Annotated in this window: 23 protein-coding genes; 16 read left to right on the forward strand and 7 right to left on the reverse strand. The window is 68.2% G+C overall.

Annotated elements, in window-relative coordinates; genetic code table 11:
- Positions 1 to 90: 90 nt before the first annotated feature.
- On the reverse strand, positions 91 to 1,008 hold the full coding sequence (gene kdgD / locus BM43_RS01470; protein ID WP_036054479.1) for a 5-dehydro-4-deoxyglucarate dehydratase: 918 nt from the start codon (positions 1,006 to 1,008) through the stop codon (positions 91 to 93).
- 216 nt (positions 1,009 to 1,224) lie between these two features.
- On the opposite strand from kdgD, the gene garD reads away from it, so the two are divergent.
- Positions 1,225 to 2,772 carry a galactarate dehydratase gene (garD, locus tag BM43_RS01475; RefSeq protein WP_036054477.1) on the forward strand — a complete coding sequence of 516 codons (1,548 nt, stop codon included), beginning with the start codon at positions 1,225 to 1,227 and terminating at the stop codon, positions 2,770 to 2,772.
- 78 nt (positions 2,773 to 2,850) lie between these two features.
- On the opposite strand, the gene BM43_RS01480 is transcribed toward garD, so the two are convergent.
- Positions 2,851 to 3,408 carry a hypothetical protein gene (locus BM43_RS01480; protein WP_036054475.1) on the reverse strand — a complete coding sequence of 186 codons (558 nt, stop codon included), beginning with the start codon at positions 3,406 to 3,408 and terminating at the stop codon, positions 2,851 to 2,853.
- 424 nt (positions 3,409 to 3,832) lie between these two features.
- On the opposite strand from BM43_RS01480, the gene BM43_RS01485 reads away from it, so the two are divergent.
- Positions 3,833 to 4,267, forward strand: a complete 435-nt coding sequence (locus tag BM43_RS01485) for a DoxX family protein (RefSeq protein WP_013689355.1) — start codon at positions 3,833 to 3,835, stop codon at positions 4,265 to 4,267.
- A gap of 109 nt (positions 4,268 to 4,376) precedes the next feature.
- On the opposite strand, the gene BM43_RS01490 is transcribed toward BM43_RS01485, so the two are convergent.
- On the reverse strand, positions 4,377 to 5,672 hold the full coding sequence (locus tag BM43_RS01490; RefSeq protein WP_013689356.1) for an MFS transporter: 1,296 nt from the start codon (positions 5,670 to 5,672) through the stop codon (positions 4,377 to 4,379).
- Between the two features lie 389 nt (positions 5,673 to 6,061).
- Entirely contained in the window at positions 6,062 to 7,204 is a 1,143-nt protein-coding gene (locus BM43_RS01495) for a branched-chain amino acid ABC transporter substrate-binding protein (RefSeq protein WP_036054473.1), read from the reverse strand.
- A gap of 338 nt (positions 7,205 to 7,542) precedes the next feature.
- Here BM43_RS01495 and BM43_RS01500 point away from each other — a divergent pair, with 338 nt between their 5' ends.
- From BM43_RS01500 to BM43_RS01520, 5 genes are all read left to right on the forward strand, one after another.
- Positions 7,543 to 8,508 carry a 4-hydroxyproline epimerase gene (locus BM43_RS01500; RefSeq protein WP_036054471.1) on the forward strand — a complete coding sequence of 322 codons (966 nt, stop codon included), beginning with the start codon at positions 7,543 to 7,545 and terminating at the stop codon, positions 8,506 to 8,508.
- Complete coding sequence (locus BM43_RS01505) at positions 8,508 to 9,635, forward strand: NAD(P)/FAD-dependent oxidoreductase (protein WP_036054469.1); 1,128 nt, start codon at positions 8,508 to 8,510, stop codon at positions 9,633 to 9,635. Before BM43_RS01500 ends, BM43_RS01505 begins: the two co-directional genes overlap by 1 nt.
- Positions 9,628 to 9,918 (forward strand): (2Fe-2S)-binding protein, encoded by a 291-nt coding sequence (locus BM43_RS01510; protein WP_036054468.1) that lies wholly within the window; start codon positions 9,628 to 9,630, stop codon positions 9,916 to 9,918. The genes BM43_RS01505 and BM43_RS01510 overlap by 8 nt, the downstream gene beginning before the upstream one ends.
- The gene (locus tag BM43_RS01515; RefSeq protein ID WP_036054466.1) at positions 9,915 to 11,204 is read left to right on the forward strand and encodes an NAD(P)/FAD-dependent oxidoreductase; all 1,290 of its coding nucleotides are present in this window, start codon (positions 9,915 to 9,917) and stop codon (positions 11,202 to 11,204) included. The genes BM43_RS01510 and BM43_RS01515 overlap by 4 nt, the downstream gene beginning before the upstream one ends.
- 117 nt (positions 11,205 to 11,321) lie before the next feature.
- Positions 11,322 to 12,038, forward strand: coding sequence for an AraC family transcriptional regulator (locus tag BM43_RS01520; protein WP_244120952.1), 717 nt, complete (start codon positions 11,322 to 11,324; stop codon positions 12,036 to 12,038).
- Positions 12,039 to 12,195: 157 nt separating this feature from the next.
- Here the strand turns inward: BM43_RS01520 and BM43_RS01525 are convergent, their stop codons facing one another.
- Positions 12,196 to 12,453 carry a hypothetical protein gene (locus BM43_RS01525; RefSeq protein WP_013689363.1) on the reverse strand — a complete coding sequence of 86 codons (258 nt, stop codon included), beginning with the start codon at positions 12,451 to 12,453 and terminating at the stop codon, positions 12,196 to 12,198.
- A 312-nt stretch (positions 12,454 to 12,765) separates the two neighbouring features.
- A complete protein-coding gene (locus BM43_RS01530; RefSeq protein WP_036054463.1) occupies positions 12,766 to 14,658 on the reverse strand; it encodes a bifunctional sugar phosphate isomerase/epimerase/4-hydroxyphenylpyruvate dioxygenase family protein in 1,893 nt (630 codons plus the stop codon).
- Positions 14,659 to 14,917: 259 nt separating this feature from the next.
- Here BM43_RS01530 and aroQ point away from each other — a divergent pair, with 259 nt between their 5' ends.
- Genes aroQ through BM43_RS01545 form a run of 3 tightly spaced genes read left to right on the forward strand, consistent with a single transcriptional unit; the run spans position 14,918 to position 17,594 of the window.
- Positions 14,918 to 15,370 (forward strand): type II 3-dehydroquinate dehydratase, encoded by a 453-nt coding sequence (gene aroQ / locus BM43_RS01535; RefSeq protein WP_036054460.1) that lies wholly within the window; start codon positions 14,918 to 14,920, stop codon positions 15,368 to 15,370.
- Positions 15,367 to 16,221 carry a shikimate dehydrogenase gene (locus BM43_RS01540; RefSeq protein WP_017920131.1) on the forward strand — a complete coding sequence of 285 codons (855 nt, stop codon included), beginning with the start codon at positions 15,367 to 15,369 and terminating at the stop codon, positions 16,219 to 16,221. Before aroQ ends, BM43_RS01540 begins: the two co-directional genes overlap by 4 nt.
- Before the next feature lie 35 nt (positions 16,222 to 16,256).
- Positions 16,257 to 17,594, forward strand: coding sequence for an MFS transporter (locus tag BM43_RS01545; RefSeq protein WP_036054459.1), 1,338 nt, complete (start codon positions 16,257 to 16,259; stop codon positions 17,592 to 17,594).
- A gap of 76 nt (positions 17,595 to 17,670) precedes the next feature.
- On the opposite strand, the gene BM43_RS01550 is transcribed toward BM43_RS01545, so the two are convergent.
- A complete protein-coding gene (locus BM43_RS01550) occupies positions 17,671 to 18,783 on the reverse strand; it encodes a 2-aminoethylphosphonate--pyruvate transaminase (RefSeq protein WP_088555568.1) in 1,113 nt (370 codons plus the stop codon).
- Between the two features lie 254 nt (positions 18,784 to 19,037).
- Between BM43_RS01550 and phnS the strand changes: the two genes are divergently transcribed.
- Genes phnS through BM43_RS01580 form a run of 6 tightly spaced genes read left to right on the forward strand, consistent with a single transcriptional unit; the run spans position 19,038 to position 24,969 of the window.
- Complete coding sequence (phnS, locus tag BM43_RS01555) at positions 19,038 to 20,120, forward strand: 2-aminoethylphosphonate ABC transporter substrate-binding protein (RefSeq protein ID WP_017920134.1); 1,083 nt, start codon at positions 19,038 to 19,040, stop codon at positions 20,118 to 20,120.
- 14 nt (positions 20,121 to 20,134) lie between these two features.
- Positions 20,135 to 21,238 carry a 2-aminoethylphosphonate ABC transport system ATP-binding subunit PhnT gene (phnT, locus tag BM43_RS01560; protein ID WP_036054458.1) on the forward strand — a complete coding sequence of 368 codons (1,104 nt, stop codon included), beginning with the start codon at positions 20,135 to 20,137 and terminating at the stop codon, positions 21,236 to 21,238.
- Complete coding sequence (gene phnU, locus BM43_RS01565; RefSeq protein WP_036056966.1) at positions 21,216 to 22,151, forward strand: 2-aminoethylphosphonate ABC transporter permease subunit; 936 nt, start codon at positions 21,216 to 21,218, stop codon at positions 22,149 to 22,151. The genes phnT and phnU overlap by 23 nt, the downstream gene beginning before the upstream one ends.
- Positions 22,141 to 22,998: a 2-aminoethylphosphonate ABC transport system, membrane component PhnV gene (gene phnV, locus BM43_RS01570; RefSeq protein WP_036054457.1), complete on the forward strand. Its 858-nt coding sequence runs from the start codon at positions 22,141 to 22,143 to the stop codon at positions 22,996 to 22,998. The genes phnU and phnV overlap by 11 nt, the downstream gene beginning before the upstream one ends.
- 48 nt (positions 22,999 to 23,046) lie before the next feature.
- Positions 23,047 to 24,360 (forward strand): phosphonoacetate hydrolase, encoded by a 1,314-nt coding sequence (gene phnA / locus BM43_RS01575; protein WP_036054456.1) that lies wholly within the window; start codon positions 23,047 to 23,049, stop codon positions 24,358 to 24,360.
- A 51-nt stretch (positions 24,361 to 24,411) separates the two neighbouring features.
- Positions 24,412 to 24,969 carry a phosphonate degradation HD-domain oxygenase gene (locus BM43_RS01580; protein WP_025100816.1) on the forward strand — a complete coding sequence of 186 codons (558 nt, stop codon included), beginning with the start codon at positions 24,412 to 24,414 and terminating at the stop codon, positions 24,967 to 24,969.
- Positions 24,970 to 25,371: the final 402 nt, after the last annotated feature.

Consider the following 25,371-nt stretch of genomic DNA (forward strand, 5'->3'; position numbering starts at 1 on the left):
GCCCCAAAAACAAAACCCCCGGCTCCACCAGGGAACCAGGGGTTTTCTCCATCGGCGGCGCGCCGGCGCGAAGGCCGGCGACATCCCGGCTTACTGCGCGCCGAGCTTCTTGATCAGCACATCGAGCTCGGCCAGTTCGGCTTCGTTCAGGTCCGTCAGCGGGGCGCGCACCGGGCCCGCGTCGTGGCCGACCAGCTTGGCGCCGGCCTTCACGATGCTGACCGCGTAACCCGCGCGGCGGTTGCGGATCTTCAGGTAGGGCAGGAAGAACTCGTCGATCAGCTTGCCGACGGTGGCGTGATCGTCGGCCGCGATCGCGCGGTAGAAGTCCATCGCCGTCTTCGGGATGAAGTTGAACACCGCCGACGAGTAGACCGGCACGCCCAGCGCCTTGTAGGCCGCGGCATAGACTTCCGCGGTCGGCAGCCCGCCCAGGTAGGCGAAGCGATCGCCCAGGCGACGGCGGATGGTCACCATCGCTTCGATCTCGCCCACGCCGTCCTTGAAGCCGATCAGGTTCGGGCAACGCTCGGCCAGGCGCTCGAGCATGTCGGCGTTGAGCTTGGAATTGGCGCGGTTGTAGATGATCACGCCGATGTCCGGCACGGCCTTGCAGACCTGCTCGGCGTGATCGGCGATGCCTTCCTGCGAGGCTTCGGTCAGGTAATGCGGCATCAGCAGCACGCCGTTGGCGCCCAGGCGCTGGGCTTCCCTGGCGTATTCGATGGCCACGCGGGTGGGGCCGCCTGCGCCGGCCAGGATCGGCACCTTGCCCTTGCAGGTCTCGGCGGCGGTGCGCACCACGTTCGAGTAGTCGTCGCGGGTCAGCGAGAAGAACTCGCCCGTGCCGCCGGCCACGAACAGCGCCGAGGCGCCGTAGGGGGCGAGCCATTCGAGGCGCTCGACATAGGTGCTCGGGCGGAAGTTGCCCTCGGCGTCGAAGTCGGTGACGGGGAAGGACAGCAGGCCTTCCGAGATGATCTGCTTGAGTTCCTGAGGCGTGGTCATGATGGGTCGTCCTGTTGCGCTGGGCGGGTTCGTTCAATACGGGATGTGTTGTATGTCATCGTACAACATCATTTTCGGGCTGGCAAGCATCCCCCAAGCCTTTCGCTATTCAATTTCTGCCTTTCGGCATCAGGGTTTACGCACGATCCCGCAAGTTTGGTCCATGTTGTATGATGACTGTTAATTCCCTGCATGTTGCAACGAGGATTTCCCCTGATGTCCCAGTCCCCTCTCTATATCCGCGTCCATCCGGACGACAATGTCGCGATCGTGGTGAATGACGGCGGGCTGCCCGCGGGCGCGCAGTTCGCCGATGGGCTGACTTTGTGCGAAGGCGTGCCGCAAGGGCACAAGGTGGCGCTGGTCGATCTGAAGGAAGGCGATCCGGTGCTGCGCTACCACGTGGTGATCGGCTACGCCTCGAAGGACCTGCCGCGCGGCAGTTGGGTCAACGAGCGCACGCTGCGCATGCCCGAGCCGCCCGGCCTGGAGAACCTGCCGCTGGCCACGCGCAAGGCGCCCGAGCAGGCGCCGCTGGAGGGTTATACCTTCGAGGGCTACCGCAACGCGGACGGCTCGGTCGGCACGCGCAACATCCTGGCGATCACCACCACCGTGCAGTGCGTGTCGGGCGTGGTCGAGTTCGCGGTCGAGCGCATCAAGCGCGAGCTGCTGCCGCGTTTTCCGAACGTCGATGGCGTGGTGGGCCTCGAGCACACCTATGGCTGCGGCGTCGCGATCGAGGCGCCGGGTGCCGAGATTCCGATCCGCACGCTGCGCAACATCAGCCTGAATCCGAACTTCGGCGGCGAGGTGATGGTGGTCAGCCTGGGCTGCGAGAAGCTGCAGCCGGAGCGCCTGCTGCCGGCCGGCGCGATTCCGGTGGCGGCCGACAAGCCCGACAACGGCGGCGTGGTCTGCCTGCAGGACCCGGCGCACGTCGGCTTCATGTCGATGATCGACTCGATCATGGCGATGGCGGAACAGCACCTGGAACGCCTGAACCGGCGTCGCCGCGAGACGGTGCCGGCCGCGGAACTGGTGGTGGGCGTCCAGTGCGGCGGCAGCGATGCGTTCTCGGGCCTGACGGCCAATCCGGCGGTGGGCTTCGCGGCCGACCTGCTGGTGCGCGCCGGCGCGACCATCATGTTCTCCGAGGTGACCGAGGTGCGCGACGGCGTCGCGCAACTGACATCGCGCGCGGCCAACGAGGAGGTGGCGCGCGACATCATCCGCGAGATGGCCTGGTACGACGCCTACCTGCAGCGCGGGCAGGTGGACCGCAGCGCCAACACCACGCCCGGCAACAAGAAGGGCGGCCTGTCGAACATCGTCGAGAAGGCGATGGGCTCGATCGTGAAGTCGGGCAGCTCGGCGATCTCGGGCGTGGTCAGCCCGGGCGAGCGCGCCAGGCAGAAAGGCCTGCTCTACACGGCGACGCCGGCCAGCGACTTCATCTGCGGCACCCTGCAACTGGCGGCCGGCATGAACCTGCACATCTTCACCACCGGCCGCGGCACGCCTTACGGGCTCGCGCAGGTGCCGGTGATCAAGGTGGCCACGCGCAGCGACCTGGCGCGCCGCTGGCACGACCTGATGGACGTGGACGCGGGCACCATCGCGACCGGCCAGAAGAGCATCGAGGAGGTGGGCTGGGAGATGTTCCAGTTGATGCTGGACGTCGCGAGCGGCCGCAAGACCTGGGCCGAGCAGTGGAAGCTGGCGAATGCGCTGACGCTGTTCAACCCGGCGCCGGTGACCTGATCTTCCCGATCGAGCCGGTTGCTGCCGCCACGTCGAACCCGCCGCGATCCGGCGGGTTTTTTCCTGGCTGGCGCAAGCTCATTTGTTCGCGCCGAGCGAGCCGCGCAGCCGCTCCATCAGGCGGTAGTAAAGCTGCTGGATCTGCTCGATGGTGGCCGGCTCGGCGCTCGAGAAGCGCTCGTCCCAGGCGGCATGCCAGGCGTAGCTGCCGTGCAGCGAGCGATCGCCGCTCGGCCCTGCCACGCGCGAGCGGATCCGCGCATCGCGGCCCGCGCCCGAATGCGTGTCGAACAGCGCGAGCATCAGCGCGTGATAGGCGCGATACAGCTCGTCGTCGAACAGGTGGCGATAGACGTGCAGCGTTCGATCGAGCTCGCGCTTGATATGGATGACCTCGTCGGGCGAGATGTCCTTCCAGTAGCCGACCCAGGTATAGAAACAGAGCAGCGCGTTGAGTTGCGGCGCGATCTGGTCGTAGATCGCGAGGCGCTTCTCGATCAGCTTCTGGTTGGTCCACTGCACGAGCTCGAGGCGCTTCAGGCGCCGGCTGATCAGCCAGCCGAGCGCGGTGACCGACAGCGGCGTGAGCACGCCGACGCAGAGTTGCACGATTTGCAGGGTGGTGGACGCGGGCATGTTCGCGAGGGAAAGGCTTTTCGGAAAAACATCAGCCTAGCAGCCGGGCGTGTCGCCTGGGTGGTGTCGTTGCGGCGCCGATCCTCGGTTCAACGAAGCGTCTCGCATCTTTCCGCTGGACATCATCGCAGCGCGGAAATCGCCGGAATTCGCCTGCACGCGGCCTCCTTGCCGACTCGCTCTCGGCCACGCGCGAAGCTTGCGATCCGTTAGCCGAGCGCTCGCGCCATCGTCGGGGCTTTACCCGATTGCGCGTCCGTGCTTTCCGGGAATTTGCCCGCGACTGCGCTGCATTCCGCCGGCGCGTGCAACGTTTTGCTACAACCTTTTGCTTGGAGCGCCGCGCGAAAGTTTCTTATTCTGGCGCATTTACCAGACGCGGACCGCTCCGCGGTCGCGTCCTCAATGCACCGAGGAGAGAGATATGACGCGTCCCGTCGATTCCGGCGTGATCTTCATCGCGAGGCTGTTGATGGCGGCCCTGTTCTTGTGGGGCGGCGTGATGAAACTGCTCGGCTACGGCGAATTCGTCACCTATCTGAAGGGCATGTACGTGCCCTTCGCGCAGTTCGCGGCGCCGCTGGTGATCGCCATCGAGGGGCTCGGCGCGCTGCTGCTGATCGTCGGTTATCGCGTCAAGCCGGTCGCGCTGCTGCTGGCCGCCTACACCATCGTCACGGCCCTGATCGGCCACAACTTCTGGGATGCCACCAGCCCGGCCGTGCAGCACGACATGGTGGTGCATTTCTGGAAGAACGTCGCGATCGCGGGTGGATTCCTGCTGCTGTTCGTGACGGGCGCGGGCGGCGCGAGCATCGACGCGATGCGCCGCCAGCCCGCCTACGGCGTGCTGCGCTGAGAGCCGATGTTCCGCGGTACCGCAGAGTGAGCCGCGCGCTGCTTCATGCCGCCGAGGCCATGAAAAAGGGCGCCTCGCGGCGCCCTTCATCCAAACCGGCCCTGGCCGCTCAGCGCGCGTTGCGCGTGCAGAGCGCGGCCAGCGCGCCGATCACGCAGACCGCGCCGACATAGGCGGTTGCCGCGAACGGATTCGACTTGATCATCAGCGACACGATCACGGGCGAGAGGCCGCCGAAGATCGCGTAGGCGATGTTGTACGAGAACGAAATGCCGGAGAAGCGGATCACGGCGGGGAAGCTGCGCACCATCGCCGAGGGCACCGCGCCGACCGTGCCGACCAGGAAACCGGTCAGCGCGTAGAGCGGCACCAGCGTCGAGGCATCGGCGGCCACCTTGGCGAACAGCGTGCAGAAGCAGGCGGCCAGCAGCAGCGAGCCGACCGCCAGCACGAGCTTCGCGCCGAAGCGGTCGGCCAGCGCGCCGGCTACCACGCAGCCGATCGTCAGGCCCACGGTGGCGATGCTGTTGGCGAACAGCGCGGTGGCGGCAGGGATGTGGAACTGCTTCTGCAGCAGGGTCGGCGTCATCAGGATCACCACCACGATCGCGGCCGACAGCATCCAGGTCAGCAGCATCGAGACGATCACGGCGCGGCCATGGTCGCGCAGCACCGCCTTGAGCGGGATCTCGGCGGCCAGCGCCTTGCGCGCCTGCAACTCGGCGAACACCGGCGTCTCGTGCAGCCAGCGGCGCAGGTAGACGGAGAACAGGCCGAACACGCCGCCGAGCAGGAACGGGATGCGCCAGGCATAGGCGCTGATCTCGGCCGGCGAGAAGTGCCGGTTGATGCCGCCGGCCACCAGCGAGCCGAGCAGGATGCCGGCCGTCAGGCCCGCCGTGAGCGTGCCGCAGGCGTAGCCGATGCGGCGCGCCGGCACGTGCTCGGAGACGAACACCCAGGCGCCCGGCACTTCGCCGCCCACCGCCGCGCCCTGCAGGATGCGGAACAGCAGGAGCAGCACCGGAGCCAGGATGCCGATCGAGTCGAAGGTCGGCAGCAGGCCCATCAGCAGCGTCGGCACCGACATCAGCAGCACGCTCAGCGTGAACATGCGCTTGCGGCCGACCAGGTCGCCGAAGTGCGCCATGATGATGCCGCCCAGCGGACGCGCCAGATAGCCGGCCGCGAAGATCGCGAAGGTCTGCAACTGGCGCAGCCAGTCGGGGATGTCGTGCGGGAAGAACAACTGCCCGATCGCTGGCGCGAAGAACACGAAGATGATGAAGTCGTAGAACTCGAGTGCGCCGCCGAGGGCGGCCAGGCTCAAGGTCTTGTAGTCGCTGCGCGTCAGGGCGCGGTCGGCAACGGCGCTCGGCGCGCTGCCCGTTTCGTATGCTTGCATGGTCAGGACGATCGAGGTTCTCAACTCGGCGTGCGCGGCGCGCGACGCCGCACGGCGTCCCGCGCGGCGGGCCGGATCGGCTCGCGACACGGGCCGCGCGGCTTCGGGATCGGAAACGCGCGGGGACGGCGACAGACGGGTCGGGCGATTCTACAGGATGCGGCGCGACGGCATGGAGAGGGCTTGGGGCGCGGGTTCGCGCGCATTGACGGCGCGAAAAGCGGCGGCGCGGGAACGGCGCGCGGGCCGTGCCGCGGCGTGGCGCGGCTGCGCCGGGCACGTGGCCGATGCTGCAGCTACACGGGCCGCCGCCGCGATCGACTCGCGACGGCGGCCCGCGTGGTATCGGCGCGACGGCCGGTCGATCGTGACCGGCCGGTCACCGCGGCTCAGTTGCCGGCGATGGTGTCGACCGGCTTGAACGCGCCGTGGTCGACGCGGTAGATCGTGACCGGCGCGTCACGCAGGTCGCCCCTCGGATCGTAGGCGATGGTCGCGGCCGACACGCCCTTGATCGACACCTTGTCGAGATACGGCCCATAAACCTTCGGGTCGGTCGAGTTGGCGTTCTTCATCGCGGTGAGCAGGGCGATCGTGCCGTCGTAGGAATAGGGCGAGTAGGTCACCACCTCCTCCTTGAAGCGCGCCTTGTAGCGTTGCTCGAAGCCCGCGAAGCCGGGCATCTTCTCCTTGGGCAGGCCGCCCATGTAGACGATCGCACCCTCGGCCGCCTCGCCGCCGACCTTCAGGAAGGTGGGCGACTTCGACATCTCGCCGGTGACGAAGGCGGCCTTGATGCCGAGCTGGCGCATCTTGCGGATCATCGGCGAGGATTGCGCGTCGCCGCCGCCGTAGAACACCGCGTCAGGATTCATGCCCTTCAGGTTGGTCAGGATCGCCGAGAAATCGAGCGCCTTGTCGTTGGTGAAGTCGCGCTTGACGATGGTGCCGCCGGCCTTCTGCACGGCGGCGGCGAATTCGTCGGCGATGCCCTGGCCGTAGGCGGTGCGATCGTCGATGATCGCCAGGCGCTTGTAGTGCAGCGTGTTCACCACGTAGCTGCCGACGATGCGGCCGGCCTGCGCGTCGCTGGTCAGCAGCCGGAAGGTGGTCTTGTAGCCGCGCGCCGTGTATTGCGGCGAGGTGGCCATCGAGACCTGCGGCAGCCCCGCGCGCTCGTAGAGATCCGAGGCCGGGATGCTGGTGCCCGAATTGAAGTGGCCGATGATGCCGGACACGCCGTCGTCGATCAGCCGCTGCGCCACCGTGGTGCCGGTGCGCGGGTCGGCCTGGTCGTCCTGCGAATCGAGCGTGAAGGTGACGGGCTTGCCGCCGATCACCGGCTTGGTCGCGTTGAAATCGTCGATCGCGAGCTGCACGCCTTTCTGCATGTCGGTGCCGTAGTTCGATTGCGTGCCCGTGAGCGGCGCGGCAAAGCCGATCTTGACGAGATCGGCGGCCGAGGCCTGCGTGCCTGCGGCGACGAGGGCGGCGCCCGCGACGAGCGCGAATTGCGAGATCTTCAGCTTCACTTTCGTTTCCCCTTTGGCTGCTGCGACCGGCTGCGTGGTGCCGGCCTGTTGGCGATCGCGACGCCGCCACCGGCGAGTGGCGGGCCTTGTGCTGAAATCGGCTCGGCCACGTGGCGACCCGCGAGGCAGGCGAGCAAACGCGCTACCAGATGGGGACGGCACGATGCGAGCGATTCCAGCGCAGTCTAGGTAGCGAAAAAGCGCCAGTCTTGCGCGCCAGATGCGTCGGGGATGACGAAATCGGCATATGCGCGGTTTCCCTGACTATGCTGATTTCGTCATGGCGTGCGCATAATGTCGCCAAGACGCCAGGCGAGGCGGGTTCCTACGATAGCGGCATGAAAACACTCGACTTCATCGATTCGCATACCGGCGGTGAGCCCACCCGCCTGATCGTGTCCGGGGGGCCGGATCTCGGCGGCGGCACGCTCGCCGAGCGGCTGGAACGGTTCCGTTCGCACCACGACGACTGGCGCGCGGCGGTGGTCACCGAGCCGCGCGGCTCGGACGTGGTGGTCGGCGCGCTGCTCTGCGAGCCGCTCGATCCGGGCTGCGCGGCCGGCGTGATCTTCTTCAACAACGTCGGGTATCTCGGCATGTGCGGGCACGGCACCATCGGCCTGGTGGTGTCGCTCGCGCACCTGGGACGGATCGGCCCCGGCACGCATCGCATCGAGACGCCGGTCGGCATCGTCGAGGCGACGCTGAACGCGGATCGCTCCGTGTCGGTGCGCAACGTGCCGGCCTATCGCCATCGCAAGGACGTGACGGTCGAGGTGCCGGGCCATGGTCCGCTGACGGGCGATATCGCCTGGGGCGGCAACTGGTTCTTCCTGGTGCCCGAGCACGAGCACCGGCGCCGCGTCGAACCCGCGAACCTGAAGGAGCTGGGCGCGTTCTCGAGCGCCACGCGCGACGCGCTGATCGCCGCCGGCATCACCGGCGCGCACGGCGCGCTGATCGACCATATCGAGCTGTTCGGGCCGGCCTCGCGCGAGGGGCTCGACAGCCGCAGCTTCGTGCTGTGCCCGGGCGACGCCTACGATCGCTCGCCCTGCGGCACCGGCACCAGCGCCAAGGCCGCCTGCCTGGCCGCCGACGGCAAGCTCGCCGAACATGCCGAATGGCGGCAGGAAAGCGTGATCGGCAGCGTGTTCCAGGTCAGCTACGTGCGGCATGACGAGGCGATCGAGGGCGAGGCCGCGATCGTGCCGACCATCACCGGTCACGCGCACGTGATGGCCGAGGGACGGCTCTGCTTCGAGGACGGCGATCCGTTCGCGAACGGGATCCGGCTCGGCTGATGGCGCGCGCGGATGCGATCGTGATCGGCGCCGGGATCGTCGGCGCGGCTTGCGCGGCGGCATTGGCCGCGCGCGGGCTGGCCGTCGAGGTGCTCGACGCGGGCGGGATCGGCGGCGGCACGACCGCGGCCGGCATGGGCCATCTGGTGGTGATGAACGATACGCCGGCCGAGCTGGCGCTGACGCGTGATTCACTGGCGCGCTGGCGCGCGCTCGCGCCGAGCCTGCGCGAATGCGATGCCTATCGGCGTTGCGGGACCTTGTGGGTGGCCGCCGACGACGAGGAGCTCGAGGCGGCGCGCGCGATGCGCGACGGCTACCTGGCGGCCGGCGTGTCGGCCGAGGCGATCGGCGCGGCCGCGCTGCGCGAACGCGAGCCGATGCTGGCCGCGGGCCTGGCGGGCGGTTTGTATGTGGAGGGTGACGGAATCGTCTATGCGCCTTCGGCCAGCGAATGGCTGCTGCGGCATTCGCCGGGCGCGGCGCGGATCCGCGTGCGCGAACGCACGGCCGTGGTCGCGCTGGCGGGCACCGAGCTGCGCACCGCGGGCGGCGAGACGCTGTCGGCCGCGCAGGTGATCGTTGCCAACGGGCTCGAGGCCGCGCGGCTGGTGCCCGGCATGACCCTGCAGGCCAAGAAAGGCCATCTGCTGATCACGGATCGTTATCCGGGCACGATCACGCATCAATTGCTCGAACTCGGCTATATCAAGAGCGCCCATCACGCGCAGGGCACCTCGGTGGCCTTCAATGCGCAGCCGCGGCCGACCGGGCAGATCCTGATCGGCTCGTCGCGGCAGTTCGACAGCACCGATCCGGCCGTCGAGATGCCGGTGCTGGCACGCATGCTGGCGCGCGCCACGCGTTACCTGCCGGGCCTCGCCGACCTGCATGCGCTGCGCGCCTGGACCGGTTTTCGCGCCGCCACGCCCGACGGCATGCCGCTGATCGGGCCGGTGCCGGGCCACGCCGGCGTGTGGCTGGCGACCGGCCACGAGGGGCTGGGCGTGACCACTTCGCTGAGCACCGCCGAACTGATCGCGACGCAACTGCTCGGCGAGGTGCCGCCGATCGCGCCCGAGCCTTATTGGCCGGCGCGCGCCATGCCGGAGGTCGGTCATGCCTGATCGCAACCCTGGCGGCGCGAATCTCGTCGAAGTCGAAGTCCGTATCGACGGCCGGGCCTGCCGCGTGCCGGCCGGCACGAGCGTCGCCGCGGCCTTGACGATCGCGCTTGGTGTGCGCGGCACGCGCGGCTCGGTGCAGGGCATGCCGCGCACCATGCTGTGCGGGATGGGCATCTGCCAGGAGTGTCGCGTCGGCATCGACGGCCGCGCGCACGTGCTGGCCTGCCAGACGACCTGCCGCGACGGCATGCGCATCGACACCACCTGGAATCCCGAATCATGAAGGCGCATTACGAGATCGTGGTGGTCGGCGCCGGGCCGGCCGGCTTGGCGGCCGCGCGCGCGGCTGCCGGCGCCGGCGCGCGCGTCGCGATCCTCGACGACAATCCACGAGCCGGCGGCCAGATCTGGCGCCAGGGGCCCGTGTTCGAACCCGCCGCGCCGCTGGTCGAATCGCTCGCGGCGCTGCGCGCGAGCAGCGTCGAGCTGATCGCGGGCGCGCGCGTGGTGGCCGCCCTGCCGGGTCGCGAACTGCTGGTCGAGCAGGCGTCTGCCGAGGCGGGTGGCGCGATCCTGGGCTACGACAAGCTGATCGTGGCCACCGGCGCGCGCGAGCTGTTGCTGCCCTTCGCCGGCTGGACCCTGCCGGGCGTGACCGGCGCGGGCGGCTTGCAGGCCCTGGTCAAGGGCGGCGTGCCGGTGCGTGGCGAACGGATCGTGATCGCGGGCAGCGGGCCTTTGCTGATCGCCGCGCTGGCGACGGCGCGCGAGGCGGGCGCAAACGTGCTTGCCGTGGTCGAGCAGGCGAGCGCGCGGGCCGTGCGCGGCTTCGCGCTGTCGCTGGCGGCCACGCCCTCGAAGCTGGTGCAGGCGGCGCGGCTCACGCGCGGCTTCATCGGCGTCGACTATCTGACGGGCGGCGTGCTGCGTGCCGCGCATGGCAGCGCGCGCGTCGAGGCCGCGACCATCGAGATCGAGGGGCGGCCGCGCGTGATCGAATGCGATCGGATCGCCTGCGGTTATGGGCTGGTGCCGAACCTGACGCTGCCGCTTGCGCTCGGCTGCGAGTTGCGCGACGGCGCGGTGGCGGTCGATGCGCGGCAGCGTACTTCCCGCGAGGCGGTGTTCGCGGCCGGCGAGAGCACGGGGATCGGCGGCATGGAACTGGCGCGCGCCGAGGGCGCCCTGGCGGGGCTGGCGGCGGCCGGCGTCGACGAGGGCGATCGGCGGGTTGCCGCGCTGATGCGCGAGCGCGAGGTGTGGCGAGGTTTCGCCGCGCGCGTCGCGCGGACCTTCGCGCTCGGTGATGCGGCTCGCGCCTTGCCGCCCGACGACACGGTGCTGTGCCGCTGCGAGGACGTCACGCTGGGCGCCGCGCGTGGTTATGCTGATGCGCGTGACGCGAAGCTGCAGACGCGTTGCGGCATGGGCGCCTGCCAAGGCCGCGTCTGCGGCGCGGCCGGTGCCGCATTGCTGGGCTGGCAGGAGGCCGCGATACCGCGCCCGCCGTTCTCGCCGGTTCGCATCGGCACGCTTGCCGCGCTGGCTGCCGACGAGCCGCTCCTATAATCGACGCACGCGGATTTCCCGACTTTCTCCGGACTCATGACCTCGCCCGCCGATTCCTCCTCGCCGCTGTTCGACGCGATCCGCCCGGCACCCGGCTCGGGCGACGGGCTCGACGCGATGCTCGCGCATTTCGCGCAGCTCGCACCGGTGTTCGATGCCTTGCCCGATGTCGCCTTCTTCGTGAAGGACGTCGACGGCCGCTACGTGCTGGCCAATCGCACGCTGGCGCAACGCTGCGGCTTCAAGGAGAAGCGCGAGCTCTACGGCAAGACCACCGAGGAAGTGTTTCCGCGCCGGTTCGGCCGCAACTATCTCGAGCAGGACATGGCGACCATCCATGCCGGCCAGCAACTGACCGACCAGCTCGAGCTGCATCTCTATCCGGGGCGGCAGCCGGGCTGGTGCCTGACCACCAAGGAGCCGCTGCGCGACGGGCTCGGCCGCGTGGTCGGGCTGGCGGGCATCTCGCGCGACCTGAAGGCCAACGAGGGCTCGCATCCGGCCTACAGCCGGCTGGCCGACGTGGTGCAGTACATCCAGGAGCACTACGTGCAGCCGCTCAACCTCAAGCACCTGGCCGAGATGGCCGGGATGTCGGTCGCGCAGCTCGAACGGTATTTCCACAAGGTGTTCCACCTGACGCCGCGCCAGGTGCTGCTGAAGACGCGGCTCGACGCGGCCACGGCCCTGCTCGTCACGCACGAGAAGGTGACCGATGTCGCCGCGCTTTGCGGCTATACCGATCACAGCGCGTTTTCGCGGCAGTTCAAGGCGACGGTGGGGGTGACGCCGACCGAGTACCGGATGACCTTGCAGGCGGAACGCGGGGCTTGAGGGAACGTGGCGGCGGGTGTTGTGCCGCTTTGGTGTGATTGCGCAACTAACGGTCTAGCCGGCGGGCGCCAGCCAATGAAGACCTCGGACCGAGAACGCCTTGGTCAGGGTTCGTCAGGAAAACGTCGGGAAGGTAAAACAGAGCCGGGCAGCCGGCTCAACGAAATCCGAGGCCCTTGAGGACGGCGCTGCCGTCGGCGGTCAGGCGTACCAGCGGCGCGGCGCCGTCGCCCACCATTTCGACCAGGCCCGCTTCCTCCAGTGCCGGCAGCTCCGGCTTGGCGTTGGCGGCGATCGGTGAGTGCAGCAGCACCAGCAAGGTGGCGATCTCGTGATGGCTCAAAAGACGACGCAGCATCGTCTTCGGACGTGACGGGGGGCTGGCCGGGCGGCCGGATGCATCGTTGGCGCTCATTGCAACCTCCAATTCTTCTATCTTGAAAAACGATTGGAGCGGATGGTGCCGCCCGAGACTTAAACGATTCTTAAAATCGGGACGGTCCGGGGAATTGCAAGAGGTACCTATCGTTACGCACTGTAACGGCGTCGGCGGGGCGCGCGGCGATGCTGCACCGCGGGTGCCGCGTCAAGGCCCGGCCCGCCGCGGGAAGCGGGCCTTGGGACGGGACGGTTTGCTGCGGACGGTTTCATTACGGCCGGAAAGTTGCGTCCGCGACAAGAGATTCTTGAAGCCGGCGGCAGCAGCGAGCCGCCGTCGGCCCAATCCTCATTTTTTCCTCTGCGCCTGGGCCGCCAGCCGCACCGCGGTGTTCGCGGCGCCATAACCATCGTAGCCGCCGCGCCGCTCGACGATCTCGAACGAAAAGCGCTCGTCCACCAGTTCTGTATACGCATGCAGGAATTCGCCGCCCTGCTCGTCGCGGTCGTACAGCAGGTGGTGACGGCACAGCGTGTCGACGAAATCGTCGGGCAGGGCGTAGCGCGCGGCCAGGTCGTCGTAGTAATTACGCGGCACGCGCAGGAAGGCGACGCCGTCGGCGGCTGCCTCGGCCACCGCGCGCACGATGTCGTCGGTGCGGAACGCCACGTGGTTGAGGCCCGAGCCGTGATAGCGGTTCAGCGATTCGAATACGGCCGTGTGGCGATCCACCGAGGCGTTGAGCGCGATCCGCACGCTGCCGTCCGGGCTGCGCACCGCGCGGCTGCGCATCAGCCCGTAGGGATCGGGCACCAGCCAGCTCTTCTCGGCCTCGAAGCCGAATGCGGTGCGGAAGAACAGCACCCAGGTATCGAGCGCGTCGGCCGGCAGCGCCAGGCAGACATGGTCGATGCCGGTCAGCGGGCCGACTTCCACCGGGCCGTCCACGTCGGTCAGCACGAAATCCGATTCATAGAGCGTCGGCGCGCCCGGCGTCTCGTCGACGAAATAGTCGAGGCTGCCGTCGGGTGCCTGCACGCCGGGCACCACGCGCTCGTTCGGTCCGACGCGGCCCGAGAACGGCGCGAAGCCGAAGCTCGCCGCGCGCTCGAAGGCCAGCTTCGCGTCGTCGACCTGGAAGGCCGAGGCGCACAGCGACAGCCCATGTCGCTGGAAGAACGCGTCGGCGAAGGAATCGGGCTCGGCGTTCAGCACGATCGAGGCGGCGCCGTGCTGGTAGAGCATCACGTTCTTCGAGCGATGGCGGCCGGCCAGCCGGAAGCGCAGCTTGCCGAGCCAGTCGGCCACCTTTGCGGCCGCGCTCGCGTCCACCGCGAATTCGATGAACTTGAAGCCGACGTGGGCCGGCGCGGCGGGCGGCGCGAACAGTGGCTGGTCGGCGGCGGGAGCACGGCCCTCGGCGGCCAGGCGCAGGCGCGTGATGTCTTCCAGGTGATGCAGCGAGCGCAGCCCGTCGGCCGCCGTGATCGCGGTGGGCGCGGCGCGGAAGCCGTCGTTGAAGATCTCCAGCGAAAGCGGCCCGCTGAAACCCGATTCGATCACGCGCGCCGTGAAGCGTGCCAGGTCGAAGTCGCCCTGGCCGGGGAAGGAGCGGTAATGGCGGCTCCATTCGAGCACGTCCATCGCCAGCTTCGGCGCGTCGGCGATCTGCACGAAGGCGATGCGATCGCCGGGGATGCGCGCGATGCCGTCGGGATCGTCATCGAGCGAGAGCGTGTGGAAGCTGTCGAGCGCGAGGCCCAGGTGCGGGCTGTTCACCGCGTCGACCAAGCGCCAGGCGTGGCCGTAGGTCTTCACCACGCGGCCCCAGGCCAGCGCCTCGTAGGCGGCGATCACATTGGCGCCGCGCGCGGCTTCGGCCAGGGCGCCGAGCTGGTCCACCAGCAGCGCCTCGTCGGCGATGGTTTGCGGCGAGACGTTGCTGCAGACCAGGATGCGATCGGTGCCCAGCGCGTGCATCAGGTCGAACTTGCGGCGCGCGCGCTCCAGGTTGCGCGCGAGCTGTTCGGCGCCGACGCCCTCGAAATCGCGGAACGGCTGGAACAGCACGATCTCGAGGCCGAGATCGGCGGCGATCCCGCGCACATCGGCGGGTGAACCGTCGAAGTAGAGCAGGTCGTTTTCGAAGATCTCGACGCCGTCGAAGCCGGCCGCCGCGATCGCCTTGAGTTTCTCGACCAGCGTGCCGGCCAGCGACACGGTGGCAATCGAACGCTTCATGAGCGAATTCCTGCAGGAAAGCTCGGAAATGGCGACAACGGACGAAAAGGTTAATTCCGGGGCCGTTCGTTAATCGCACAAGTTCCCGATTCTATTGAATTAGATTGTCGGATTATACAAACTAACTAGATGGTACAAATAAGCATAAACCCCGAAAGACAAGCCGCGTGCGCCTGGCGCACACTTGCGCCACCTCAAAAAGTTTGTGAGGGTGCGTCGTGGCCACGCGATACGCCCCGTTTCCCGGAGTCTGCTTGTGATGTCGAAGCCAAAGGTCCTGGTGCTGAACGGACCGAACCTGAACCTGCTGGGTACCCGCCAGCCGCATATCTACGGCGCCGAGACGCTGGCCGACGTGGAGCAGCGCTGCGTCGAGGCAGCCGCCGCGCTCGGCCTGGAGATCGAGTTCCGCCAGTCGAACGCCGAGCACCAGTTGATCGACTGGCTGCACGAGGCACGCACGCGCATCGCCGGCGTGGTGATCAACCCGGCCGGCTATACGCATACCTCGGTGGCGCTGGCCGACGCGCTCGCCGGGATCGACAAGCCCGTGATCGAGGTGCATATCTCGAACGTCCATCGGCGCGAGGCGTTCCGCCACCATTCCTATGTGTCGCTGGTCGCGCAGGGCGTGATCTGCGGCTGCGGGACCGAGGGTTACGTATTCGCGCTGCAGCGGCTCGCCACCTTGTTGAAGGAGGTGGCGCGATGAGCGGCCAGTCGTTCCTGATCGGCTTGATCGGGCAGGGGATCGGCGGCTCGCTGTCGCCGGCGATGCACGAGCGCGAAGGCCGCCTGCAGGGCTTCAACTATGTATACAGGCGCCTCGATCTCGACGTGCTGGGCCTGTCGGTCGACGCGCTGCCCGAACTGCTCGATACCGCCGAGCGCATGGGCTACGACGGCCTGAACATCACCCACCCCTGCAAGCAGCGCGTGATCGCGCATCTCGACTCGCTGTCCGACGATGCGCGAGCGCTGGGCGCGGTCAACACGGTGCGCTTCGCCGACGGCAAGCGCAGCGGCCACAACACCGATTGGTCGGGCTTCGCGAAATCGTTCCGGCGCGGCCTGGCCGGCGTGTCGATGGCGCGCGTGGTGCAGCTCGGCGCCGGCGGCGCGGGTGCGGCGGTCGCCCATGCCGCGCTGATGCTCGGCGCCGAGGCGCTGACGATCTTTGACGTCGAACCCTCGCGCGCCGCATCGCTGGCCGCCGAACTGCAAGCGCGCTTCCCGGCGGCGACGGTGACGGCGGGCAGCGCGCTCGACGCGGCGATGGCCGCCGCCACCGGCCTGATCCACGCCACGCCCACCGGCATGGCCAAGCACCCGGGCCTGCCGCTGCCGGCCCGGCTGCTCGAGGCCAAGCCCTGGGTGGCCGACATCGTCTATTTCCCGCTCGAGACCGAGCTGGTGCGCGTGGCGCGCGAGCTCGGCTGCCGGACCTTGCCGGGCGGCGGGATGGCGGTCTACCAGGCGGTCGACGCGTTCGAGATCTTCACCGGTCGCGAACCCGACGCCGAACGCATGTTCTCGCACTTCGAATCACTCGTCGGACGCTGAGACGTCACGACCACGACAACAACCAGGAGACTTCGATGCAGCAACCTTCCCAACCGTCCGCTACGGTCGTTTCCGCGTCGGCCGCGGGCAGCCTGCGCCGTTCCTCGGCGCGTTACCGGATCCTCGCGCTGCTGGCGATCGGCACCATGATCAACTACCTCGATCGCACCGTGCTGGGCGTGGCGGCGCCGGGGCTGACCAAGGAGCTCGGCATCGGCGCGGCGGTGATGGGGATCATGTTCTCGTCGTTCTCCTGGACCTACGTGATCGCCCAGGTGCCGGGCGGGCTGTTCCTCGACCGTTTCGGCAGCAAGATCACCTATTTCCTGTCGATGACCTTCTGGTCGCTGTGCACGCTGCTGCAGGGTTTCGTCGGCGGCGTCGGCACCCTGCTGGCCTGCCGCCTCGGCCTGGGCCTCAGCGAGGCGCCGTGCTTCCCGACCAATAGCCGGGTGGTCGCCACCTGGTTCCCGCAGAAGGAACGCGCGATGGCCACCGGCACCTACACGGTCGGCGAATACATCGGGCTGGCCTTCCTGAGCCCGGTGCTGTTCGCGCTGATGGGGGCGTTCGGCTGGCGTTCGCTGTTCTGGGTGGTGGGCGCGGTCGGCATCCTGTTCGGCCTCGCCTGGCTGCGCCTGTATCGCGAGCCGCGCGACCATCCGGCCGCTAACGCGGCCGAGCTGGCCTATATCGCCGAGGGCGGCGGCCTGATCGACGGCGAGGCGAAGGCGAACAAGCCGGGGCAGTCGAAGTTCAGCTGGGCGATGGCCGGCAGGCTGCTGAGGAAGCGCCAACTGGCCGGCATCTGCCTGGGCCAGTTCGCCGGCAACTCGACCCTGGTGTTCTTCCTCACCTGGTTTCCGACCTATCTCGCCACGGAACGCCACATGGCCTGGCTCAAGATCGGCTTTTTCGCGGTGATGCCCTTCATCGCGGCGTCGATCGGCGTGATGTTCGGCGGCATTTTTTCCGATTACTTGCTGCGACGGGGCAAGTCGGCCAACGTGGCGCGCAAGCTGCCGATCATCGCCGGGCTGCTGCTGGCCTCGACCATCGTGCTGGCCAACTACGTAGAGAGCAACGAGGCCGTGATCGCGATCATGTCGGTGGCCTTCTTCGCACAGGGCATGGCCGCGCTGGGCTGGACCCTGGTGTCCGACATCGCGCCGGAAGGCCTGCTCGGCGTGACCGGCGGCATCTTCAACCTCGCGGCCAACCTGGCGGGCATCATCACGCCGCTGGTGGTCGGTTTCATCGTCGCCTCGACGGGCTCCTTCGTCGGCGCGCTGGCCTTCATCGGCGTGATCGCGCTGATCGGCGCGCTGTCGTACATCTTCATCGTCGGCGACATCAAGCGGATCGTGCTGTAATCGTTCTCCACTCGAACAGCACGAATTCTTGCCCGGCCCGCGCGAGCGGCGCCGGGTTTTTTTATGGGCTCGCGGCTCAGCGTACCGAGATCCCGAGCCGCTCGAGCACGGCCGCGATGGCGGCGACGGCGCGGCGGATCTGCCCGGCGTCGATCGCGCCAATGCAGCCCACGCGGAAGGTGTCGACCTCGGTGAGCTTGCCCGGGTAGAGCACGAAGCCGGCATCGCGCACGGCCGCGTAGAAGGCGTTGAAGTCGTAGCGCGGATCGCGCGGCGCGTGGAAGGTGACGATCACCGGTGCCTGCACGGCGGCGTCGAGCAAGGGCGTGAAGCCCAGCGCGCGCATGCCTTCGATCAAGGCCGCGCAGTTGGCCGCGTAGCGCGCGCCGCGTGCCGGCAGCCCGCCTTGTTCCCGGTATTGGGCGAGCGCTTCGTGCAACGCCGCGACCACATGCGTCGGCGGCGTGAAGCGCCACTGCCCGGTGCGCCGCAGGTAGGCATGCTGGTCGTGCAGGTCGAGCGCGAGCGAGGGCGAGCGGCCCGCGCAATCCTCCAGCAGCGCCTGCCTGACGATCACGAAACCCATGCCCGGCACGCCTTCCAGGCACTTGCCGCTGGCCGAGACCAGCGCGTCGATGCCGTTGGCAGCCACCTCGACGGGCAGCGCGCCGAACGAGCTCATCGCGTCGACGATCAGCGGCTTGCCGTGCCGTGCGCAGACCGCGGCGATCCGCGCGAGCGGATTGAGGATGCCGGCGCTGGTCTCCAGGTGCACCAGCGCGACATGCGTGATGCGCGGCTCGCGGGCGAGCAGGGCGTCGATCGCCTCGGCGCTGGCGGCCTCGTGCTCGGCGAACGGCAGCTCGATGGCCTCGATCCCGAGCCGGCCGAGGATCTTCAGGATCCGCGCGCAGTAGGCGCCGTGGTTGGGCACCAGCACCACCCCGTCGCGCGGCACCAGGGTGCCGAGCGCCGCTTCCACCGCGAAGGTGCCGCTGCCCTGCAGGGGCACGCAGGTGTAGCCCGCATCGCCGCCGGCGATCCGGACCAGGTCCTCGCAGAGCGTTTGCGTCAGACGATTGAAGGCCGCGTCCCACGAGCCCCAGTCGTGCAGCATCGCCCGGCGCGTGGCCGGCGACGTGGTCAGCGGGCCGGGCGTCAGAAGAATCGGGTCGTTGTCGGGAATCACGTTGCCTCCTGGCTGAAAAGGTCGGCGCGCCACGGTCGGCGCACCGGATGCTTCGCATCGTAGTGGCAAAATGTGTCATTTTTTGGAATTCGTTGGTGTCGTCATTGAGTTGTCATCGAAGCCTGTGATGCTTCGCCTGCTGCCGGGGCGACCGCTGCCGGCAGCGCGAAACCGGGCCGAACGCGGGCCCGTGACGACGACAGGCGCCGGCGGGAGTCCGGCCCGACTTTGTATCCGCCCTACGGAGAAGCGAGATGACATTTCAGAATTCCTTCGGCACGGTGTTGCGCAAGCTGGCGCTCGCGGCGTGCGCGGCTGGCCTGCTGCAAGGTATCGCCATGCCGGCGCACGCGGCCGGCGCGGTCGTGCTGTACACGGCCGACGGCCTCGAAAACCTCTATCGCGACGTGCTGCCGGCGTTCGAGAAGAAGGAAGGCGTGAAGGTGAACATCGTGACGGCGGGCAGCGGCGAAGTGGTGAACCGCGCCAACGTCGAGAAGAATTCGCCGAAGGCCGACGTGCTGGTGACGCTGCCGCCGTTCATCCAGCAAGCCGGCCAGCTCGGCCTGCTGCAGAACTACCAGAGCGCGAACTACGCGAACGTGCCGGCGATCGCCAAGGCGGCCGACGGTTCCTGGGCGACCTTCGTCAACAACTACTTCTCGTTCGCGATCAATCCGGACGTGGTCAAGAACCAGCCGAAGACCTTCGCCGACCTGCTCGCGCCCGAGTACAGCGGCAAGATCGCCTACTCGAACCCGGCCACGGCCGGCGACGGCATGGCCGTGATCATCCTGACCTCGACGCTGATGGGCGAGGATGCCGCCTTCGACTACCTGGCCAAGCTCGAACGCAGCGCCAAGTTCCACACCAAGGGCACGGGCTACCTGAACGTGCTGCTCTCGCGCAACGAGATCAGCGTCGCCAACGGCGATCTGCAGATGGACCTCGACGACGCCGAGCACGGCGGCCTGTCGGTCAAGCCGGTGTTCCTGGCCGCCAAGCCGGGCGATGCGCCGACCACCTTCCAGCTGCCTTACGCGATCGGCCTGTTCAAGGGCGGCCCGAACACCGAGGCCGGCAAGAAGCTGATCGACTACCTGATGTCGACCGAGGTGCAGTCGAAGGTGCCGGACATGTACGGCATCCCGGGCCGCACCGACGTGCCGCTGACGGGCAAGAACGGCGAGGCCGTGAAGCGCGCGATCTCGGGCGTCAAGCTGATCCCGGTGGACTGGAATGCCGTGATGGCCAAGAAGGCCGGCTGGACCGAGCGCTGGAAGAAGGACGTGATCGGCAGCTCCGGCAAGGAAACCGAAGTCGTCAAGCCGAAGTGATCGGCTAACGAGGGATGCCTGTGAATACCGCCAGCCTGATCCATCCCCGCGCGCTCGGCGCAGCAGAGCCGCGCGCGTCGCTGCGCGCGGCCGCGCCGGGCGGCGTGCAGATCGAGCACCTGAGCGTGCGCTACGGCGCACGCACCGTGCTCGACGACCTGTCGCTCTCGATCGGCGCCGGGGAACTGCTGACCGTGCTCGGCCGCAGCGGCTGCGGCAAGACCACCATGCTGCGTTTCATCGCCGGGTTCGTGAAGGCCGACGGCCTGACCGGCACGCTGACCGTGGCGGGCCGCGACCTGACCCATGCGCCGCCGCACAAGCGCAATCTCGGCCTGCTGTTCCAGAACTACGCGTTGTTCCCGCATCTGTCGGTGTTCGAGAACGTCGCCTTCGGGCTGCGCGCGCGGCGCATGTCCTCGGGCGAGATCGCCCGGCGCGTGGCCGATGCGCTGAAGCTGGTGCAGCTCGGCGATGCCGGACACGTGATGCCGGCCCAGCTCTCGGGCGGCATGCAGCAGCGCGTGGCGCTGGCCCGCGCGCTGGTGATCGAGCCCGACGTGCTGCTGCTCGACGAGCCGCTGTCGGCGCTCGACGCCAACCTGCGCGCCTCGGTGCGCACCGAATTGAAGGCGCTGCACGAGCGCCTGCCGAACCTGACCATCGTCTGCGTCACGCACGATCGCGACGATGCGCTGGTGCTGTCCGATCGCGCGCTGCTGATGCGCGACGGCCGCATCGCCCAGATCGGCACGCCGCAGCAGCTTTACGACCAGCCGCGCGACGGCTTCGTGGCGCGTTACCTGGGCGCCGCGAACCTGCTGCCCCCGCAGGTCGTCTATCCGATCGGCGATCCGCTGCACACCGTGCGCGACAAGCTCGCCTGCGTGCGCCCCGAGCGCTTCACGCTGCAGCCGCCCGGCAGCGGCGGCCTGAACGGCACCATCGCCTCGGTCGAGTGGCATGGCTCGGAGTTGTCCGTGTCGGTGGTGCTCGACGCGGCGGCCGACCAGCCGGTGCTGGTCACCCTGCAGCGCGGCCGCGGCATGAGCCCGGAGCGCGGCTCGCGCGTTTCCCTGCATTGCGAGGCGGATGATGTCGTCCTTATCGACCCCTGAGCTCGAGCTCGATCGCGCTGCCGCCGCGCGCCGCGATGCCTCCACCGCCGCGCACGCGCAGGCGGCGCGACGGGCCCGGCGCAATGGGCGCCTGCATCTGCTGGTGCTGGTGGTGGTCGTGCTCGGGCCGCTGGTGCTCTATCCGCTGGCGCGCCTGCTGCTGCTGAGCGTGACGGGCGATCACGGCTTCACGCTCGCCGCCTATGGCGGCTTCTTCGGCAATCCCGATACGCGCGGCGTGCTCGGCACCACGCTGTGGGTACTCTGCGTGAGCGCGGGGACGGCCTCGGTGCTCGGCGTGCTGCTGGCGGCGCTGCTGTTTTTCCGGCCGTTTCCGGGCGCCTCGCTGATTACGCGTTTTCTCGAGCTCTACGTGGCCTTTCCGTCGTTCCTGGTCGCCTTCACGCTGATCTTTCTTTACGGTTCGCAAGGTTCGATCGGCATCGCGCTGCAGCGCCTGTTCCATCTCGATGCGCCGCCGCTCGACTTCCTGTTCGGCATCGGCGGCGTGATCCTGGCGCAGACGGTGTTCTATACGCCCTTCGTGGTGAGGCCCACGCTGGCTTCGTTCGCGACGCTCGACATGCGGCTGGTCGAGGCAGCGCGCAGCCTCGGCGCGAACGGCTGGATGCTGGCGCGCCGCGTGATCCTGCCGATCGCCTGGCCCGGCATCGCGGCCGGCACGATCCTGTGTTTCCTGCTGACCCTGAACGAGTTCGGGATCCTGCTGGTGCTCGGCAGCGCGCGCCTGGTCACCTTGCCGGTTGCGATCTATACCAGTGCCTCGGTCGATCTCAACCTGCCGAGCGCGGCGGCCGGCGCCGTCGTGATGCTCGCGATGTCGCTCACGCTTTACGCGCTTTACCGCCGGATGAATCGCCGCGCGATGGGAGGAGGGCAGCATGTCCGCTGAATTTGGTCTGGGCGGCTCGCCGGTGGCGCGTGCCGAACCCGGCTGGTCCGATACGCTGCTCAAGCATGCTTCGCGCGTCGCGCTCGGACTGGCCGCATTCGCCTGCTTCTGGCTGTTCGTGCTGCCGGTGGTGGTGGTCGCGCTGTCGAGTGTGGCCACGCGCTGGTCGGGCACCATCCTGCCGTCCGGCTACAGCCTGCGCTGGTTCGAGCGGCTCGGCCAGCCGGAATTCGATGCGCTCGCAACCAGTCTCGAGATCGGTTTCGGCGTTGCCGTGATCGGCACCGTGCTGGGGCTGTGGCTCGCGCTGGCGCTCGAGGGACGTGCGCGGGGGCGGCTCGGGGCCCTGGTCGACGCGCTGGTGATGCTGCCGAACGGCGTGCCGAGCGTGGTGCTGGGGCTGGCCGTGCTGATCGCCTATCACCAGAAGCCCGTCGACCTGTCGAGCTCGGCGGCCATCGTGGTGCTGGTGCAGCTCGCGCTGATCCTGCCGTTCTGCTATCGCTGCGCGGCCGCCGCGCTGCGGCCCGAGCTGACCATCCTGCGCGAGGCCGCGGCCAGCCTCGGGGCGCCGCCGTCGATGGTGCTGCGCCGGGTGCTGCTGCCGCAACTGGTGCCGGCGTTGCGCGCCAGCCTCGCGCTCGGCTTCGCGCTCTCGCTCGGCGAGCTGGGCGCGACCATGACCGTCTATCCGCCGGGCTTCGCCACCGTGCCGATCGTGGTGATCGGCCAGGTCGAGCGCGGTTATTACCTACCGGCTTCGGCGCTGTCGCTGCTGATGCTGGTGGCCTCGCTGGCGGCGTTGATGCTGATCGCCGCGCGCGTGCCGCGACTGCGGCGCCAGTAGCGCGAGCGGCGGCGGAGGCCGCCGCTGCGTCGAGATGATGGAGGAGCCATGCTGAAGCCGACTCACGAAACGATCGACGTCAACGGACGTCGTTATCGTCTACCCGTCGCGCCGACCGCTGTCGTTTGCCTCGGCGGCAGTTCGCCCGATTATCTCGACGCCGCGCTGAGCGCCGGCGTTACGCCCTTCATCGCGCGCATGATGCGCGAAGGGGCGTCGTTCGGCGCCGACGGTGTGGTGCCGGCGCTGACGCATGCCAACCAGGTTTCGATCGCCTGTGGCGTGCCGCCGTCGCTGCATGGAATCTGCGGCAATACCGTGCGCGATCCGCTGGCGTTCGGCGGCGAGGGTGCCGATATCGCCCTGCATGGCGCCGCCGACGTGCGTGCCGAAACCGTGCTCGCCGCGGCGGCTCGCGCCGGCGCGCGGGTTGCGGTGGTGACGGCCAAGGACAAGCTGCGTCGGCTGCTCGGCGCGGGGCTGAAGGGCATCCGCTTCTCGGCGGAGAAGGCGGCGCAGGCTTCGCTGGCCGAGAACGGCATCGCCGATGCGCTCGACCTGGTCGGCCTGCCTTCGCCCTATGTCTATAGTCCGGCGCTGTCCGAATTCGTGATGGCTGCCGGTGTGCGGCTTGCCAGGATGCGCAATGTCGACCTGATGTACCTGGCCACGCATGATTACGTGCAGCGCAAATGGGCGCCCGGCAGCGTCGAGGCCAATGCGTTCCATGCGATGGTCGATCGGTATCTCGCCCAGCTCGATGCGCTGGGCTGGGTGATCGGCCTGACCGCCGATCACGGCATGAGCGCCAAGCACGATGCGCGCACGGGCAAACCTCAGGTCGCGTACTTGCAGGATGCGCTCGATGCCTGGCTCGACTTTCCGTCGACGCGCGTGGTGTTGCCGATCGCCGATCCGCATGTGGTGCATCACGGCGCGCTGGGTTCGTTCGCGACGATCCACCTTCCGCCCGATCTCGATGCGGACGATGTGGTCGCGCTGTTGCGAGGGCTGGACGGCGTTGCCCTGGCGATGGGCCGGAATGAGGCGGCGGCCTGTTTCGAATTGCCGGCCGACCGGATCGGCGAGGTGGTGGTGATTGCGCGCGATGACTTCGTGCTGGGGCGGCGTGAGCGTGAGCACGATCTCTCGGCGTTGACCGTGCCGCTGCGTTCGCATGGCGGCTTCGGCGAGCAGGCGGTGCCGCTGCTGTTCAACCGCCGGATCGCCTCGATCGACGCCAGCCGGCGCTGGCGCAACTTCGACGTGTTCGACCTCGCGCTCAATCACGCGGTGCGCGGCGACGATTTCGCCTTCGAGCGCGCGCTGCGGGTGCCGGAGCGGGCGATGCATGCGGGCTGAGCGGCGGTCTTGTCTTTGGGTAGTGGTGACTGGAAAGGAAGGAGCAGGGACGTGGCATTGACGCTGGACGATATCCGCACGCTGTTCGAGCACAAGGGTGGCACTGCCTATAGCGGCGAGCCGGTGACGCAGCTCGAGCATGCCTTGCAGAGCGCGCAACTCGCGGAGGACGAGCACGCAGGCGATGCGCTGGTCACGGCCGCGCTGCTGCACGATCTCGGACATCTGTTGAACGAGCAGGGCGAGACGCCGACGGCGCGTGGTATCGACGATCTGCATCAGTATTACGCGCTGCCGTTTCTGCGCAGCCTGTTCCCGGATGCGGTGCTGGAGCCGATTCGCCTGCATGTGGATGCGAAGCGCTGTCTGTGCGCGATCGAGCCGGGCTACGCGCGGGCGCTGTCCGAGGATTCGGTGCGCAGCCTGGCGCTGCAGGGCGGTATATATAGTGAGGCGGATGCCCGGGCCTTCATGCAGCGTCCTTACGCCGAGGATGCGGTTCGGCTGCGTCGCTGGGACGACGGTGCGAAGCGGGCTGGCGGCGTCACGAAATCTCTCGATCACTTCATGACGATTGCGTCGCGCGTGGCGCACGACGTGTCGCGATAGCGAGTTTCGAAGGCGTCGAAATCAGGTTCTTCTTTTGGTATCAACGAGTTGCCATGAAGAGCGCCGCGCGAGCGGCGCCCTTCATGCATTTTCTTTGCGAAAACGCTTGCAGGAAGGCGATGGGCTGCTTAGAATCACGCCTCTTTCGCGCTAACGGAAACGCGGTGCGAAAGAGGAAGCAAGGTTGGATGGGTTGAGCGCTAGGTTGGATCGGCAGCTGGCTCGTTTAGCTGAGAAGTGATCGACGCAGTGAGTTGATCGCGGCGCTGAAAAAAGTAGTTGACGCGCTGCGAAATGTTGATCATAATCTCGCTTCTCTGCTGCTGAAAACGCAGCGCTGCTGAAGAAACCAAGTTGCTTCGCAGATACGCTCTTTAAAAATCTACAGCCGATAAGTGTGGA

This window comes from Burkholderia gladioli (assembly GCF_000959725.1).
Lineage (GTDB): Bacteria > Pseudomonadota > Gammaproteobacteria > Burkholderiales > Burkholderiaceae > Burkholderia > Burkholderia gladioli.

What these genes read in the sequence shown, in the direction of transcription:
- BM43_RS01510 (WP_036054468.1), top strand. Translation starts at nt 9,628, where the DNA reads ATGCCTGATCGCAACCCTGGCGGCGCGAATCTCGTCGAAGTCGAAGTC.
- BM43_RS01505 (WP_036054469.1), top strand. Translation starts at nt 8,508, where the DNA reads ATGGCGCGCGCGGATGCGATCGTGATCGGCGCCGGGATCGTCGGCGCG.
- BM43_RS01530 (WP_036054463.1), bottom strand. Translation starts at nt 14,658, where the DNA reads ATGAAGCGTTCGATTGCCACCGTGTCGCTGGCCGGCACGCTGGTCGAG.
- BM43_RS01480 (WP_036054475.1), bottom strand. Translation starts at nt 3,408, where the DNA reads ATGCCCGCGTCCACCACCCTGCAAATCGTGCAACTCTGCGTCGGCGTG.
- phnU (WP_036056966.1), top strand. Translation starts at nt 21,216, where the DNA reads ATGTCGTCCTTATCGACCCCTGAGCTCGAGCTCGATCGCGCTGCCGCC.
- phnS (WP_017920134.1), top strand. Translation starts at nt 19,038, where the DNA reads ATGACATTTCAGAATTCCTTCGGCACGGTGTTGCGCAAGCTGGCGCTC.
- BM43_RS01545 (WP_036054459.1), top strand. Translation starts at nt 16,257, where the DNA reads ATGCAGCAACCTTCCCAACCGTCCGCTACGGTCGTTTCCGCGTCGGCC.
- kdgD (WP_036054479.1), bottom strand. Translation starts at nt 1,008, where the DNA reads ATGACCACGCCTCAGGAACTCAAGCAGATCATCTCGGAAGGCCTGCTG.
- BM43_RS01540 (WP_017920131.1), top strand. Translation starts at nt 15,367, where the DNA reads ATGAGCGGCCAGTCGTTCCTGATCGGCTTGATCGGGCAGGGGATCGGC.
- BM43_RS01490 (WP_013689356.1), bottom strand. Translation starts at nt 5,672, where the DNA reads ATGCAAGCATACGAAACGGGCAGCGCGCCGAGCGCCGTTGCCGACCGC.
- BM43_RS01500 (WP_036054471.1), top strand. Translation starts at nt 7,543, where the DNA reads ATGAAAACACTCGACTTCATCGATTCGCATACCGGCGGTGAGCCCACC.
- phnA (WP_036054456.1), top strand. Translation starts at nt 23,047, where the DNA reads ATGCTGAAGCCGACTCACGAAACGATCGACGTCAACGGACGTCGTTAT.
- garD (WP_036054477.1), top strand. Translation starts at nt 1,225, where the DNA reads ATGTCCCAGTCCCCTCTCTATATCCGCGTCCATCCGGACGACAATGTC.
- phnV (WP_036054457.1), top strand. Translation starts at nt 22,141, where the DNA reads ATGTCCGCTGAATTTGGTCTGGGCGGCTCGCCGGTGGCGCGTGCCGAA.
- phnT (WP_036054458.1), top strand. Translation starts at nt 20,135, where the DNA reads ATGCCTGTGAATACCGCCAGCCTGATCCATCCCCGCGCGCTCGGCGCA.
- BM43_RS01520 (WP_244120952.1), top strand. Translation starts at nt 11,322, where the DNA reads ATGCTCGCGCATTTCGCGCAGCTCGCACCGGTGTTCGATGCCTTGCCC.
- BM43_RS01525 (WP_013689363.1), bottom strand. Translation starts at nt 12,453, where the DNA reads ATGAGCGCCAACGATGCATCCGGCCGCCCGGCCAGCCCCCCGTCACGT.
- aroQ (WP_036054460.1), top strand. Translation starts at nt 14,918, where the DNA reads ATGTCGAAGCCAAAGGTCCTGGTGCTGAACGGACCGAACCTGAACCTG.
- BM43_RS01515 (WP_036054466.1), top strand. Translation starts at nt 9,915, where the DNA reads ATGAAGGCGCATTACGAGATCGTGGTGGTCGGCGCCGGGCCGGCCGGC.
- BM43_RS01485 (WP_013689355.1), top strand. Translation starts at nt 3,833, where the DNA reads ATGACGCGTCCCGTCGATTCCGGCGTGATCTTCATCGCGAGGCTGTTG.